This window comes from Tepidimonas taiwanensis (assembly GCF_020162115.1).
Lineage (GTDB): Bacteria > Pseudomonadota > Gammaproteobacteria > Burkholderiales > Burkholderiaceae_C > Tepidimonas > Tepidimonas taiwanensis.
Genome location: NZ_CP083911.1, coordinates 1,955,927 through 1,969,418 on the forward strand (window position 1 = coordinate 1,955,927; position 13,492 = coordinate 1,969,418).

Annotated in this window: 15 protein-coding genes; 8 read left to right on the plus strand and 7 right to left on the minus strand. The window is 68.6% G+C overall.

Going from position 1 to position 13,492, the window contains the following annotated elements; translation table 11 throughout:
• Nucleotides 1-22 precede the first annotated feature (22 nt).
• The 4 genes from LCC91_RS09225 (at nt 23) to LCC91_RS09235 (ending at nt 2,674) form a co-directional block, all read left to right on the plus strand.
• Entirely contained in the window at nt 23-1,558 is a 1,536-nt protein-coding gene (locus tag LCC91_RS09225; RefSeq protein WP_052231831.1) for a methyl-accepting chemotaxis protein, read from the plus strand.
• Between the two features lie 90 nt (nt 1,559-1,648).
• The gene (locus tag LCC91_RS09230; protein ID WP_143898405.1) at nt 1,649-2,134 is read left to right on the plus strand and encodes a hypothetical protein; all 486 of its coding nucleotides are present in this window, start codon (nt 1,649-1,651) and stop codon (nt 2,132-2,134) included.
• Nucleotides 2,135-2,155: 21 nt separating this feature from the next.
• The gene (locus LCC91_RS13845; RefSeq protein WP_260680016.1) at nt 2,156-2,278 is read left to right on the plus strand and encodes a hypothetical protein; all 123 of its coding nucleotides are present in this window, start codon (nt 2,156-2,158) and stop codon (nt 2,276-2,278) included.
• Nucleotides 2,279-2,437: 159 nt separating this feature from the next.
• Nucleotides 2,438-2,674: a hypothetical protein gene (locus LCC91_RS09235; RefSeq protein ID WP_043703943.1), complete on the plus strand. Its 237-nt coding sequence runs from the start codon at nt 2,438-2,440 to the stop codon at nt 2,672-2,674.
• A gap of 192 nt (nt 2,675-2,866) precedes the next feature.
• Here LCC91_RS09235 and LCC91_RS09240 read toward each other — a convergent pair whose 3' ends face one another.
• Both LCC91_RS09240 and LCC91_RS09245 read right to left on the minus strand, forming a co-directional pair.
• Nucleotides 2,867-3,367 (minus strand): hypothetical protein, encoded by a 501-nt coding sequence (locus LCC91_RS09240; protein ID WP_156137284.1) that lies wholly within the window; start codon nt 3,365-3,367, stop codon nt 2,867-2,869.
• Nucleotides 3,368-3,440: 73 nt separating this feature from the next.
• Nucleotides 3,441-4,430: a quinone oxidoreductase family protein gene (locus LCC91_RS09245; protein WP_043703940.1), complete on the minus strand. Its 990-nt coding sequence runs from the start codon at nt 4,428-4,430 to the stop codon at nt 3,441-3,443.
• A 243-nt stretch (nt 4,431-4,673) separates the two neighbouring features.
• Between LCC91_RS09245 and LCC91_RS09250 the strand changes: the two genes are divergently transcribed.
• Nucleotides 4,674-5,612 carry a DMT family transporter gene (locus LCC91_RS09250; protein ID WP_143898409.1) on the plus strand — a complete coding sequence of 313 codons (939 nt, stop codon included), beginning with the start codon at nt 4,674-4,676 and terminating at the stop codon, nt 5,610-5,612.
• 260 nt (nt 5,613-5,872) lie between these two features.
• On the opposite strand, the gene LCC91_RS09255 is transcribed toward LCC91_RS09250, so the two are convergent.
• The gene (locus LCC91_RS09255) at nt 5,873-6,679 is read right to left on the minus strand and encodes an SDR family oxidoreductase (RefSeq protein ID WP_143898411.1); all 807 of its coding nucleotides are present in this window, start codon (nt 6,677-6,679) and stop codon (nt 5,873-5,875) included.
• Nucleotides 6,680-6,822: 143 nt separating this feature from the next.
• Between LCC91_RS09255 and LCC91_RS09260 the strand changes: the two genes are divergently transcribed.
• Together LCC91_RS09260 and LCC91_RS09265 are read left to right on the plus strand one after the other, a co-directional pair.
• Nucleotides 6,823-7,848: a peptidoglycan-binding protein gene (locus tag LCC91_RS09260; RefSeq protein WP_143898413.1), complete on the plus strand. Its 1,026-nt coding sequence runs from the start codon at nt 6,823-6,825 to the stop codon at nt 7,846-7,848.
• Nucleotides 7,849-7,895: 47 nt separating this feature from the next.
• Entirely contained in the window at nt 7,896-9,179 is a 1,284-nt protein-coding gene (locus LCC91_RS09265) for a GGDEF domain-containing response regulator (protein ID WP_185974925.1), read from the plus strand.
• On the opposite strand, the gene LCC91_RS09270 is transcribed toward LCC91_RS09265, so the two are convergent.
• The 4 genes from LCC91_RS09270 to LCC91_RS09285 are packed head-to-tail and all read right to left on the minus strand — an operon-like array spanning nt 9,160 to nt 12,297.
• Nucleotides 9,160-10,080: a DMT family transporter gene (locus LCC91_RS09270; RefSeq protein WP_143898417.1), complete on the minus strand. Its 921-nt coding sequence runs from the start codon at nt 10,078-10,080 to the stop codon at nt 9,160-9,162. The genes LCC91_RS09265 and LCC91_RS09270 overlap by 20 nt on opposite strands.
• A complete protein-coding gene (locus LCC91_RS09275; protein ID WP_143898419.1) occupies nt 10,077-10,874 on the minus strand; it encodes a class I SAM-dependent methyltransferase in 798 nt (265 codons plus the stop codon). The genes LCC91_RS09270 and LCC91_RS09275 overlap by 4 nt, the downstream gene beginning before the upstream one ends.
• Nucleotides 10,871-11,428 carry a DNA-deoxyinosine glycosylase gene (locus LCC91_RS09280; RefSeq protein WP_143898421.1) on the minus strand — a complete coding sequence of 186 codons (558 nt, stop codon included), beginning with the start codon at nt 11,426-11,428 and terminating at the stop codon, nt 10,871-10,873. Before LCC91_RS09280 ends, LCC91_RS09275 begins: the two co-directional genes overlap by 4 nt.
• Complete coding sequence (locus LCC91_RS09285) at nt 11,425-12,297, minus strand: TatD family hydrolase (protein ID WP_143898423.1); 873 nt, start codon at nt 12,295-12,297, stop codon at nt 11,425-11,427. Before LCC91_RS09285 ends, LCC91_RS09280 begins: the two co-directional genes overlap by 4 nt.
• Nucleotides 12,298-12,503: 206 nt before the next feature.
• Here LCC91_RS09285 and LCC91_RS09290 point away from each other — a divergent pair, with 206 nt between their 5' ends.
• Nucleotides 12,504-13,487 (plus strand): Bug family tripartite tricarboxylate transporter substrate binding protein, encoded by a 984-nt coding sequence (locus LCC91_RS09290; RefSeq protein WP_143898425.1) that lies wholly within the window; start codon nt 12,504-12,506, stop codon nt 13,485-13,487.
• Nucleotides 13,488-13,492 lie beyond the last annotated feature (5 nt).

The following is a 13,492-nucleotide window of genomic DNA, read 5'->3' on the forward strand; positions in this document are numbered from 1 at the left end:
CGAGACGATCAGGAGACAGCACATGTCCAAGTCTGCGATGGTGGTGACCACACGCAATGCCACCGCTGCTGATGCAACACAGCCGCGACTGTCGGGTGGCAGTTTGACGGTGGGGTGCGTCGGCGCGGCCGTGTTGGGTGCGTTGCCTTTGCTCAGCGATGCCATCGCCTGGGCGGGCTCTGGCAGCGTCGCTCCATGGCGCTGGGCGGTGGACATCGTGACATTGGCGGGTGTCGCAGGCGGTATTGCGTGGACCATGCGTGTGATGGCGCAACGCGCGCGCCAGATCCGTCGCGACATGCTCACGCTCAGCATGGGCGACCTGCGGCAGACCATCACGCCATCGGCTGATGATGCGCTCGGCAGCCTCCAGCGTGAACTCGCTCTGTTGCAAGCGGCGCTGACCGACATCATCCGCGCGGTGCGCCACGCCAGCAACGAAGTGGTGCACTCCGCCATCGAAATCGAGCAGGGTGCGCGCGATGTTGCAGCGCGGGCTGAATCGTCCGCCGCTGCGCTGGAAGAGTCCTCCGCCGCCTTGGAGCAAACATCCTCGACCAGTGCGCACACGGCCGACCTCGTGGCGCAGGCCGCGCAGCTTGCGCAAAGCAACGCGGCCTCGGCCGAGCGCGGCGGGCAAATCGTCGAGCGCGTCGTCGAGACGATGCGACGGCTCGAAGAGTCGTCGGCGCGCATCCGCGACATCACCAGCGTCATCGACGGCATCGCCTTCCAGACCAACATCCTCGCGCTCAATGCTGCCGTGGAAGCGGCACGAGCCGGCGAAGCCGGGCGCGGTTTTGCCGTGGTGGCCGGCGAAGTACGCTCGCTCGCGCAGCGTAGCGGCCAAGCCGCCAAGGAGATCAAAGACCTGATCGAGCGCACGGTGGAGGAAGTCGCCCAGGGGGTCGATGTCGTGCGCGGCGTGGGCGATGTCATGCGCGACATCGTGGCCTCAGCGGAGCGCAACCGCGCGCTGATGGAGGAGGTCGCCAATGCCGCGCGTGAGCAGCAACAGGGCGTGCGCCAGATCGGCGAAGCCGTGCAGGAGCTGGACCGCAACACGCAGCAAAACGCAGCGCTCGCGGAAGAAACCGCCACGGCCGCGACGTCGCAGCGCGATGCGGCGCTGCGCATGGCCGCGCTCGTCGACGAGTTCCGGCTCTCCGGCGGCCACAGCCACTACCCCAGCGCCGTTCAGGGGCTGGACGTGGACAGCATCATCGACGCGCACCGGCAATGGAAGGTCAAGCTGCGCGACGCGATCGAAAACCGCGCAACGGTCGATGTGCAAACGCTGCGGCGCGATGACTGCTGCGCGTTGGGTAAGTGGATCTATGGCGAAGGCCAGCAGCGTTTTGGCGGCCAGCCTCGCTTTGCCGAACTCATCGAGCGGCACAAACACTTCCACCAAGTCGCCGCCGACGTGGGCGAGCAGATCAACCAGCGGCGCTACCGAGAGGCAGAAGATGCGATTGCGCCGGGGACGGCGTTTTCGCAGGCGACGCGCGCCGTCGTGCAGGTGCTGTCGGCGGCGAAGCGAATTGGTTTTAACTGATAGTCCGGCAAACGAAGTTTTTCGAATCTGTCCTTTTGCGTTTCACTGAAATACAATGTGGGAGCGCTCTTTAAGCAAGACAACGAGAATATGAACCGTCTGCTTTTTATTCTTATAACGATTGTCTCGGCACTTTCGCTGTCCGGATGTCTGCTGCCGGAAAACTTTGTCGCCACGATCGACGTCAAGAAAGACGGCTCCCATAGCATGCACTACAAAGGGACGATGGTTGATTTTCTAGCGCTCGCAGCGATTCAGGAAAGCAAGGAAAGAAAACTTGGAGGCAAACTCGCAAGCAAAGACGAAAAGATGCTCAAAGATGCGGCCGAGATGTACCGCAAGGAACCCGGCGTTAAGGAAATTAAGTACTTGGGCGAAGGGCGCTATGAGGTGGAGTTCAACGCGAAAACACCCGCTGGTCGCGCGCTGCTCTTCCCGTCCCAATACAGCCCGCTCATTTCTGTCGTACCGCAAAAAGACGGCACCATCAAAATATTCGCCAAAACCGCGACCCCAAAAGAGGTGGACGAGGCCAAACGAATTGGCTATCGCTTTGATGGAACCCTGCGCATCTAGGTAGAGCGTGGCGTGGAGGTCGTGAGCCACAACGCTACGGGCACGCCCAGCTTCTTCGGGCTGTTCGGCGCGTATGAATGGAAGCTGCAGGGCGATGCGAGCAACCCACCATCAATGGTGGTTCGACTGCCCCGCGAAGGCTGATGCGCGACGTCTGCGGCGAGAGCGCTGCCGCCCGCGCCCGTTCGCGTTCCGGGAGGTACAGACGCGTGGTATCGCAGAGCCCTGTGTTGGGGAGGCATCGGTTTCTCCGGTAGTAAGGTTGGGGTTGCAAAGCTATCAACCTAATGGAGGATAGAACCGATGATCAACGATAGGGCGGCACTCGCGCAGCTGCCTGGCCAGCGGTGGTGGGGCGTGGCCGATCAACCGTGGCAGAAGTTCCCGATGCTGGCGGCGATCCGGTGCCCGCTGGCGGCGCTGCTGATGAAGCAAAACAACGAATACGCCATCCAGAGGCGCTACGTGCGCTTGGAGTCGCTAGCCTCAGGGGGTTATTTCCCGCATTCGATCTGGCCGACACCGCCATCGGCGAGGTAGGGCTCATCCTCGAAAACCGCCGCGGTTGCGCCGCAGCCGCTGAGCCAACCGGCGCAAGCGACCCGTACACCGCAGCCGCCGCACACCTTCCGCCCTAGGTCGGGGCGTTGGTCGATGGCGGACAACGCGGTGGAGCGGCCGCCCGTCTGCGAGCGCATCGAGCTCGACCCGAGGTATCGTCAGGGCGTACGACTACTCGCGCGAGGAAACGCGCCGCCCCCATGCAGGGGGCGCGCACAAATTCTGCACTACTCGCCTGCCCCACAGCACGGCAGCGCGGTGCCCCCCGCGCGCAAACAACAGCACGCCACCCAACAGAAAGGCGCTCAGGCACGCGATCTCCGCTTCCCTATGGGACCAAGGGGGCACCACCGGCCCACCCCATTGGGTACGCACGTCCACCATGTCCGTATGGATCAGCGCATCGATCGCAACGTGGGACAGCGCCCCCAGCAGCGCGCTCGTCGCGACGACACGAGCCGTCACACGCTCCACCGTCCACCGATACCAGCGCCGACCCTCGATCCCGCGCCAGACGGCGCAGGCCCCGGCGGCGACGAGCAGTGCCCCCCACAGCGTGTGGCTCCATCCGTGCACCTCGGCGTGGCCCAGCGCCATGCGCACAGCAGGCTCGGTGTCCATGAGCACTTGCGTCAGGGCAAACACCTGCAACGAGACATACCGAGGGGCCATACCCTTGGCCGCCACTCCCAATCCCACGTGAAACGGTGTAAACGGCATTTCGCCTCCGCCCACTACTTCTCTGTCACGGCAGCAACACGGTCGAGCCGGTTGTCTGCCGCGCCTCCAGCGCGCGGTGCGCCGCCTGCACGTCGGCCAGCGCGAAACGCTGCTCGACGTGGATCTTCACCTGCCCACCGGTGACGACCGCGAACAGGTCGTCCGCCATCGCCTGCGTGCGCTCGCGGCTGGTGATGTGGGTAAAGAGCGTCTGGCGCGTCACGTACAGCGATCCCTTGGGCCCGAGGATACCTGGCGCAAACGGCGGCACGGGCCCGCTCGCGTTGCCGAACGAGACCATCAGCCCGAACGGCGCAAGGCAGTCCAGCGACCCCTCCCACGTGTCCTTGCCCACCGAGTCGTACACGACCTTGACACCCTGGCCGCCCGTGATCGCCTTGACGCGCTCGACGAAGTTCTCGCGGCGGTAGTTGATGCAGTGCTCGGCGCCGTTGGCGTGCGCCAGCGCACATTTTTCATCCGTGCCCGCGGTGCCGATCAGCCGCAGGCCCAGCGCGCGTGCCCACTGGCAGGCGATCAGCCCCACCCCGCCCGCCGCCGCGTGAAAGAGCACATAGTCGCCGGGCTGCAGGCCCTCCACGGGCCGGCAATGCTTGAGCAGGTACTGCGCGGTCAGCCCCTTGAGCATCATTGCCGCGCCCTCCTCGAACGAGATTGCGTCGGGCAGACGGCACACGTTCATCGCTGGCATCACACGCACGTCGCAGTAGCTGCCGGGCGGCTGCGCCGCGTAGGCGACGCGGTCGCCCACCGCGAGGTGGGTCACGCCGTCCCCGACCGCCTCGACGACACCCGCCCCTTCCATCCCCAGCCGCGCCGGCAGCGCCAGCGGGTATAGCCCCGTGCGGTGGTACACGTCGATGAAATTGAGGCCGATCGCGTGGTGGCGGATGCGCACCTCGCCCGGACCGGGATCGCCAACGGTCACGTCGACGAGGCGCAGCACCTCGGGGCCGCCGAAGGCGTCGATCTGCACGGCGCGGCTGTGGGTCATGGCGTGGTCTCCTGCAAAAGCATGTCGGTGGGTCTGTGGGGTCTGTCACTCCGGCACGATTTGGTCTTGCGTCCCCCGCTTTCATCCATGGAGCGCTGCGGGGAAACACGACACGTTTGCGTGCGGAATCGATAGCAGGCTTCATGGTGGAAGCCGCAACGGGTCGAGATGGTGCCACGGGTCGGCGGGCCACGCTGTCGCGCCCGTCAGCAGCCCCGCACCGGCTCGGGTACAGTCGGGGGCATGTCCCGCGATGCCGCTGCGTCCCTGACCCCGTCGACCGTCGTGTTCCTGACCATCCCGCCGCTGCTGTGGGCGGGCAACGCCGTGGTCGGCCGACTGGCGGCGGACTGGATTCCCCCGATCACGTTCAACCTGCTGCGCTGGGTGATCGCGGCGCTGCTGCTGCTGCCGCTGGCGTCGTGGGTCGTGCGGCGCGACAGCCCGTTGTGGCGGCAGTGGCGCCGCTTCACGCTGCTCGGGCTGCTGGCGGTGGCGGGCTACAACATGCTGCAGTACCTGGCGCTGCACACTTCCACCGCGCTCAACGTCACACTGGTGGCGTCCAGCATGCCGGTGTGGATGATGCTGGTCGGGCGGGTTTTCTTTGGCGCGCCGGTACAGCCACGCCAACTGGCCGGCGCGGCGTTGTCGCTGAGTGGCGTGCTCGTCGTGCTGTCGCAGGGCCAGTGGGACAACCTGCTGCGCCTGCGCTTCGTCCCGGGCGACGCGTGGATGCTGGCCGCCGCGTTCACCTGGGCCTGCTACAGCTGGCTGCTGACGCGGCGCGACGAATCGCCGGAGATCCGCCACGACTGGGCGGCGTTTCTGCTCGCGCAGACGGTTTTCGGGCTGTTGAGCGCCGGCGCGCTGACGGCCGGTGAGTGGGTGTGGCTCACGGTGGCGCCGCCCGCCGGGATGCCAACCACCATCCACTGGAGCTGGGAATTGGCCGCAGTGCTGGTGTTCGTCGCGGTGGGCCCCTCGATCATCGCCTACCGGTGCTGGGGCGCGGGCGTGCAGCGCGCCGGCCCGACCGTCGCCGGCTTCTTCACCAACCTGACACCGCTGTTTGCGGCCGTGATGTCGTCCACGCTGCTGGGCGAGACGCCGCAGGGCTACCACGCGCTGGCGTTCGCGCTGATCGTGGCGGGGATCGTCGTGTCGTCGCGGCGGGGGTGATAACCCATCGCCCTCGGGCGGCGCGGTTGACAACGAGCAGTGTGCACAGCCCGACGTGGGTATCCATCATCCCACACCGATGCGGAGCCGATCGGTGTGCTGGCGCTTTGATGCCGGCATGGTCGGTATCACGATATCCGTGCGCACGCGCGAATCGCGCACCCCGAGCGGCCACGACACGTAGGGGGCGCGTTGCCAGATCGGCATACCGGCTCGCCTGACTGGCCGACGAGGTTGAAGCAATATCGGCGTCACCCCAATCAAAACGTCCCCGGATACAACCCGCCATCGGCCAGGATATTCTGGCCGGTGAGGTAACCCGCGTGCACGCTGCACAGGAAGGCGCAGATTGCGCCGAACTCCTCCGGCGTGCCGAAGCGCCGTGCGGGGATTTGTTGGCGCTGCGCGGCTTCGACCGCTTCCAGCGGCTGGCCCGATCGGTCAGCCGCGGCCTGCAGCGTCGCGCGCAGGCGGTCGGTGTCGAATTTGCCCGGCAGCAGGTTGTTGATCGTGACGCCGCGCGCGGCCAGCCCGCTGCGCGCCAGGCCCGCGACGAAGCCGGTCAGGCCGCTGCGCGCGCCGTTACTCAAGCCGAGGATATCGATGGGCGCTTTGACCGCACTGGAGGTGATGTTGACGATGCGCCCAAAGCCGCGCTCGGCCATGCCGTCGACGGTGGCCTTGATGAGTTCGATGGGGGTGAGCATGTTGGCGTCGATCGCGCGCAGCCACGCGGCACGGTCCCACTGACGGAAGTCGCCCGGCGGCGGCCCGCCGGCGTTGGTCACGAGGATGTCGACCGCCCGCCCGGGCCCGCCCGGCACGGCAAAGAGCGCCGCGCGCCCGGCCTCGGTCGTCACGTCGGCGACCACCGTCAGGATCCGGTTGGTCGCGCCCGCGGGCAGCTCGGCGCGCAGGCGCGCCGCCGCCGCCTCCAGCACATCGGCCCGCCGCGCGGCCATGATGACGTTGACGCCCTCCAGCGCGAGCGCCCGCGCGCAGCCCCAGCCCAACCCGCGGCTGGCGCCGCACACCAGCGCCCATTTGTTGGCGATACCAAAATCCACGGTGACACCCCAAGCAGTTGGGTATGATGAACGCTGACCCCGCCGCCGCCAGCGGATGGGGACGGGAGGGGGAATGGGCAGCGTCTTCGCCCTGTCACCCCATGTCACGGTGACATCATATGCGCGGATAAAGGAGTCTGTGGATGCGATTGCAAGTCTTAGGAACGGCTGCGGTGCTGGCCATGGGGTTGGCGGGGTGCGTGGCAACCGCCCCGAAAATCGGCGATGACGGTGCCAAGACGGCCGTCACCGGCGCTGCAGGCGGAGCCAGTGCACAAAACGCAAACAGTCAGATCGAACGTTGCGACCGCCCGTTCGGCACGGTCGCGTTGGTCGAAAATCAGGAATCACCGTGGTTTTTGACGTTGCGAGAGTACAAGCTGGGTTCCACCATCCCCGTGCTGCGGTTGCTGGTTCAGCAAAGCAACTGCTTCATCGTCGTCGAGCGCGGGCGAGCAATGAATAACATGAACACAGAACGGCAACTCCAGCAAAGCGGTGAGTTGCGTCAGGGTAGTAACTTTGGCAAGGGCCAGATGGTCGCTGCGGACTACTCCATCACGCCCGAAATCATCTTCGACCAGAAAGGCACGCAAAACATCGGTGCCGCCATCGGTGGCTGGGCAGGCTTGATCGCCGGCGGCCTACGAAGGAACGAGGCGTCGACGGTGCTCTTGCTGACCGACAACCGCTCGGGTGTACAGGTGTCGGCAGCAGAAGGCAGTTCCTCCAACACGGACTTTTCCCTCGGCGGCTTTGCCGTCGGCGGAGGACTGGGGGCGGGCATGGGTGGTTATTCCAACACCCCCCAAGGCAAGGTGATCGTCGCGGCTTTCGTCAACGCGTACAACCAGATGATCCAAGCCCTGCGCAACTATACCGCGCAGTCGATGGGGGATCGCGGTCTGGGCACAGGGGGGCGCTTGCAGGTAGACGGCGCGCCTGCGGCGGAGCCCTCGTCTTCGAACACATCGCGGACCACGCCCAGCAGCGGAATGTCGCTGCTGGATGCGCAGCGCAAGTTGGCCCAACTCGGTTACGACGTAGGCACCCCGGACGGAAAAATGGGTAACAGGACGCGCCAAGCGCTTCGGTCGTTCCAAGCCAGCCGAGGACTGCCTCAAAGTGGACAACTCGATGCTGCCACACAGGCGGAATTGGCCAAGTAGCGCGGGGCACATTTCCCGCTGAACATGTGGTGATGCACTCCGTCAGAATGATGCACACCCTCCTCGTCGACCCGGGCGGTGCGTCGTCAGCGCTGCTGATGACGACGCTGCAGCGCTTCGGGCTCGTGGTCACACGGGTCGGGTCGGTCGAGGAGGCGCTGGCGCGGGCGCGCGAGACGGCGTTCGACCTCGTCATCACGGCGTGGGTGCTGCCGGACGGTGACGGCATCGCGCTGTCGCAGCGGCTGCGGCCGTTGCTGAGTGAGGCGGCGCCGATCATCCTGATCAGCGCCAGTGTGTCGGCCGAGCGCCTCGACGACGCGTTCCGCGCCGGGGTCACCGACGTCTTCACCCGCGACGACCCGGAGCAGCTGGAAAACTTCCTGCGCTACTTCCTTGCGTCGCACACGGACGCGGTGGTGGGCGCCCGGGTGCTGCTGGTGGAAGACTCGCCCGCGCAGCAGCAGCACCTCGCCGCGATGCTGCAGCGCCGCGGCTACCTGGTGGACGTGGCCAGCAGCGTCGAGGCGGCACGCGAGCTGATGCGCCAGCACGACCACGAGGTGTACCTGGTCGATCTGGTGCTGCTGGGGGCACAGAGCGGCATCGGCCTGATCCGCCAGCTGCGGCGCAAGGCCGAGGACTTCGTGCTGCGGCCGGTCATCGTGCTCACCGGTTTTCACGACACGGCGCGCAAGAACGAGCTCTACCGCCTCGGCGTCAACGACTATGTCGTCAAGCCGGCGCCGGACGTGGAGCTGCTCGCCCGCGTGTACAACCTCGTCTTCATGCGGCGGATGTATCAGCAGCTGCAGGAGCGCGAGCGCCTGCTGCAGGCGATGGCGCTGACCGACCCGGTCACGCACATTCCCAACCGCCACACCTACGACCAGGCCGGCGAGCGTTATCTGGAACGCGCGCGCCGGGACGGCAAGCCGCTATCGGTGCTGGTGGTGGACATCGACCACTTCAAACGCGTCAACGACCGCCACGGGCACGCGTTCGGCGACCGCATCCTGGCACAGGTGGCGCAGGCGCTGTCGCAGGCGCTGCGCGTCAACGACATGGTCGCCCGCTACGGTGGCGAGGAGTTCGTCGCGCTGCTGCCGGGCTGCGGCGCGGCCTGTGCCGTGCGCAAGGCGGAGGACATCCGCCAGCGCATCGAGGCCCAGGTGCGCACCCCCGACGGCCCCGTGACGGTGAGCGTGGGCATCGCGGTGATCGAGCCAACCGCCGATGAGCGCATCGCGCAGGCGTTCGGGCGCGCCGACGCGGCGCTCTACCAGGCCAAGCGCGAGGGACGCAACTGCGTCAGGCTGGCGAGCGGCTGACCCACAGCACGCCGCCGAGCACGAGCGCGGTGCCGGCGACGATCCACGCGTTGAGCGGCTCGCCCAGCACCACGACGCCCAGCGCGATCGTCGACAGCGGCCCCACCATCCCCGCCTGCGCGGTCATGGCCGAGCCGATGCGCTCGATGGCCATCATCACCATCACCACCGGCGCCGCGGTGCACAGCACGGCGTTGACGACCGACAACGCGATCACCTCCGGAGCCACCACCGCGGCCGCCAGCGGCCGCAGCAGCACGAACTGCAGCAGGCACAGCAAACACGCCACCGTGGTGGCCCAGCCCACCAGCCGCAGCGAACCCAGGCGCCGCACCATCTGGCCGCTGTAGACGAGGTAGATCGCATAGCTCACCGCGCTGGCCAGCACCAGGCCGGCGCCGATGGCGGTGTTCCAGCCGTCGAAGCGCACCTCGTGCCCGAAGACCAGCAGCACCCCGGCGTAGCTCAGCGCCATCGCGCCCGCCTGCCGCGCGGTGACCGCCCGCCCGTACAGCAGCCAGCCCAGCAGCAGCACCAACGTCGGGTTCAGGTACAGGATGAGCCGCTCCAGACTCGCGCTGATGTACTGCAGCCCCCAGAAATCCAGAAAACTCGCCGCGTAGTAACCCGTGAACCCCAGCCACACGATCCCGAGCCGGTCGCGCCACGTCAGCGGGGCCACGGGCTCGCGGGCGCGGTGCGTGGCCCACCACAGCATCGCCAGGAACAGCGGCAGCGCAAAGAGCATGCGGTACATGATGAGCGTGACCGCGTCCACGCCGTAGCGGTAAGCAAGCTTGACGATGATGGCCTTGCCGCTGAAGGCCACCGCCCCGCCGACGGCGAGCAGCCAGCCCGTGCGGCGCCGGGCGGCGCAGACGCTGGCGTGCCCCGTGTTCATACCGCCTCCAACGGCTGCAGGCTGCGCAGCCAGTGCAGCGCCGGCAGCCCCCAACGCGCGCGGATCACCTCCGCATGCACCTGCAGCACCTCGCGCGGCGGACGCGACGGCGTGCGCTGCGCCAGCACGACGGTGTTGCCCTCGCGCGTCGGCTTGAACACCCACAGCGCCGCGCGGCCAAACGCTTGCTCCAGCGCCTGCAGCGAGCGCGCGAAACTCGCGCGGCGGCCAAACAGGTTGACACTCACACAGCCGTCCGCCGTCAGCAACCGGCGGCACGCGGCGTAGAACTCGGCACTGTCGAGCACCGGCGCGCCGGCGTCGTGGTCGTACAGGTCGACGGCCAGCGCGTCCACCGTGCCCACCCACGGCGGGTGGTGCACCCAGTGCGCCGCGTCGCCCACGACCACGCGCAGCCGCGGCCCGTCGGCGGGCAGCCGGAACCAGGCGCGGCACGCCGCCACGACCTGCGGGTTGAGCTCCACCGCGGTCGTGTCCATGCCCAGGCGGCGGTGGCAGAACTTGGTGATCGCTCCCGCCCCAAGGCCCAACTGCAGCGCTCGGCGCGTGGGCACCGTCTCGGGCCCGACGAACAGCAGCCACGCCATCATGCGCTGCACGTACTCCAGCGCCAGGTCATCCGGTCGGTCCACGCGCATGCTGCCCTGGATCCACGGCGTGCCCAGGTGCAGATGGCGCAGCTTGCCTTCCTCGGACACGGTCACGGGCGGCAACGCCACCGCCGACACCGGCGCGACGGTGGAACGCGGGGCACGCGGACGCGCAGGGGTCATCTTGGCACGGCTCCTGCACCGTCAATGCCCTGCGTCACGACGGGCACGCGCATCGGAACACCGTGGCGGGCCAAGACGGCGCCCCACGCGGCGGTCTTGCGCGCCAGTGTCCAGCTCGCGTTGGCCGGGCTGCTCGATGGCAGCCGCTCCACCGGCACCCCGAGCGCGCGGGTCAGGCGCGCATGGCGCCAGCTCTCGCCGCCGTTGTGGGCGATCGCGCACAACGCCGGGCACTGCCGGCGCAGGCTGGCCAGATCGTTGAGCTGTGGTGCGCGGATGGCGCTGTCGAGGCTGCCCTCGCGCTCGCACTCGGCGTACACGTCCCACAAGCCGACACCGTGGGCGTGCAGCGCCTGCAGCCGCCGGGCATACGGCCAGTCGGCCAGCGGCAACGCCCACAGGGCGCCCAGAATGGCCCAGAACTGGTTGCGCGGGTGGGCGTAGTATTGCCCCGCCTGCAGCGACGCGACACCCGGAAAACTGCCCAGCACCACCAGCCGGGTCGTTGGCGCAAGTACCGGGGGCAGGCCGCGCAGCCGCGGCGGCGCGTTCATGCTGCCGCCTCCTCCACCGTCACCGGCCCGAGCAAGGCGCCAAGCCGCGGCAGCGCCGCGCACGCGTTGACCCAGGTGGCCCTTGCGAGTGCCTCGTCCGTCAGACCGCGCAGGCCCGCGATCTCGGCCCCGATGCGTGGCAGCTCCGCTGGTGTGTTGCGCCCCTGCGGGTGCCCCGCGGCGCGCTCGGCCGCGGTCACGTACAGCCACTGCGGCGGGATGTCGGGCGCGTCCGTTTCCAGCACCAGCGCCGACAGGGGCAGCTCGGCCGCCAGCGCTCGCAGCCGCCGCGCGGTCTCGAACGTGGCCGCCCCGCCAAACCCCAGGCGAAACCCGAGGTCGAGAAAAGCCTGCGCCTGCTGGCGGCTGCCGCTGAACGCGTGGGCGATGCCGCCGGGGACGGAGCGGCCCGCGGCCGCCTGCGCGCGCAGGCCCGCCAACAGCGCATCGGCCGAGCGGCGCACGTGCAGGATCACCGGCAGGCCGTGGCGCTGCGCCAGCCGCAGCTGCGCGCGGTAAAAGCGCTGCTGGCGCTCGCGCATCGCGTCGGTGCACAGCGCGGGGACGAAAAAATCCAGCCCGATTTCGCCCACCGCCACCAGCCGCGGGTCGTCGTGCCAGCGCGCCAGCGCCTCCTCCAGCCGCGCCAGGTCGCCGTCGTCCGCCTGCGGGACGTAGAGCGGGTGGATGCCCAGCGCGTACGCGTCGCCCCCGTCGTGGGCGAGCGCGCGCACGGCCACAAAATCGCGCACCTGCACGGCGGGCAGCACGCAACAGACGACCCCGCGCGCGCGGGCCTCGGCGCGCACACGGGCGACGTCGGCGGCAAACTCCGGCGCGTCGAGGTGGCAGTGCGTGTCGATCCACATGGCGGGGCTGCGATTATGGTGCAGCCGCCTTGGCGACGGGGATTTGTCGGCGACACCACAACGTACGGTCCGCAACGGGTGCTGGCCCGTTGGAGCGCATGACCCCAGCCGGCTGCGCCACCCCGCCGCGACGCGCGTAAGATCACGGGGGCGGCCGCGCACCGGCCGGCCGCGTGTTCACCGCCATCCCCGTTGGAGCAAGCCGCATGACCGTCGCATCGTCCTCCCGCCGTCGTTGGCTCACCGCCGGCCTCGCCTGCGCTGCCGCCGTGGCGGCCCCGTGGCCCGCGCTGGCTGAGGGCCGCACCGTCAAGATCCTGGTGGGCTTTCCGCCCGGGGGCGGGACGGACGCGATCGCCCGCCTGCTGGCCGAGCCGCTGCGCGACGCGTTGGGCGTGCCCGTGATCGTGGAAAACCGCGCCGGCGCGGGCGGGCAGCTCGCGGCGCAGGCCCTCAAGGCTGCGGCGGCGGACGGCAGCACGCTGTTCCTGACGCACGACCACACCATCTCCATCCTGCCGCAGGTGATGCGCAACCCCGGCTTCGAGCCGGCGAAGGACTTTGTCGCGGTGGCGGGGTTCGCCACGTTCGTCAACGCGCTGGCCGTCTCGGGCGGCACGCCCGCCAGGGGCTACCGCGATTTCATCGCCTGGGTGCGGCAACAGGGCGGACGCGCCGCGATCGGCATTCCGGCGCCGGCGTCGGTCCCGCAGTTCCTCGTGCAGGCGCTGGCCAAGCGGGAGCGGCTGGACCTGGTCGCCGTGCCCTACCGCGGCAGCGCGCCGATGATGGCCGACATGCTGGGCAACCAGATCCCGGCCGGCGTCGGGTCCGTGCCGGACTTCATTGAAAACCACAAGGCCGGCAAGCTGCACGTGGTGGCCGTGATGGGCCGGCAGCGCCAGGCCCTGTTGCCGGACGTGCCGACGCTGGCCGAGCTGGACGTCTCGGGCTTCGAGGAGGTGCCGTACTACGGGCTGTTCGCCCCCGCGGGCACGCCGAAAGCGACGCTGGAGCAGATCAGCGCCGCGCTGGCCAAGGTGGTCGCACAGCCCGCCGTGCGAGAGCGCCTGAGCGCGATGGGCTTGACCGTGGGCCACATGACGGGCGAACAGCTCGCCCAGCGCGAGCGCGCCTACACCGAGGTGTGGGCGCGCATCATCCGCGACAGCGGCTTCACGCCGCAGTAACGCAG

Coding starts and splice junctions, on each gene's coding strand:
- LCC91_RS09225 (WP_052231831.1), top strand. CDS start 23: ATGTCCAAGTCTGCGATGGTGGTGACCACACGCAATGCCACCGCTGCT.
- LCC91_RS09230 (WP_143898405.1), top strand. CDS start 1,649: ATGAACCGTCTGCTTTTTATTCTTATAACGATTGTCTCGGCACTTTCG.
- LCC91_RS09235 (WP_043703943.1), top strand. CDS start 2,438: ATGATCAACGATAGGGCGGCACTCGCGCAGCTGCCTGGCCAGCGGTGG.
- LCC91_RS09240 (WP_156137284.1), bottom strand. CDS start 3,367: ATGGCCCCTCGGTATGTCTCGTTGCAGGTGTTTGCCCTGACGCAAGTG.
- LCC91_RS09245 (WP_043703940.1), bottom strand. CDS start 4,430: ATGACCCACAGCCGCGCCGTGCAGATCGACGCCTTCGGCGGCCCCGAG.
- LCC91_RS09250 (WP_143898409.1), top strand. CDS start 4,674: ATGTCCCGCGATGCCGCTGCGTCCCTGACCCCGTCGACCGTCGTGTTC.
- LCC91_RS09260 (WP_143898413.1), top strand. CDS start 6,823: ATGCGATTGCAAGTCTTAGGAACGGCTGCGGTGCTGGCCATGGGGTTG.
- LCC91_RS09265 (WP_185974925.1), top strand. CDS start 7,896: ATGATGCACACCCTCCTCGTCGACCCGGGCGGTGCGTCGTCAGCGCTG.
- LCC91_RS09270 (WP_143898417.1), bottom strand. CDS start 10,080: ATGAACACGGGGCACGCCAGCGTCTGCGCCGCCCGGCGCCGCACGGGC.
- LCC91_RS09275 (WP_143898419.1), bottom strand. CDS start 10,874: ATGACCCCTGCGCGTCCGCGTGCCCCGCGTTCCACCGTCGCGCCGGTG.
- LCC91_RS09280 (WP_143898421.1), bottom strand. CDS start 11,428: ATGAACGCGCCGCCGCGGCTGCGCGGCCTGCCCCCGGTACTTGCGCCA.
- LCC91_RS09285 (WP_143898423.1), bottom strand. CDS start 12,297: ATGTGGATCGACACGCACTGCCACCTCGACGCGCCGGAGTTTGCCGCC.
- LCC91_RS09290 (WP_143898425.1), top strand. CDS start 12,504: ATGACCGTCGCATCGTCCTCCCGCCGTCGTTGGCTCACCGCCGGCCTC.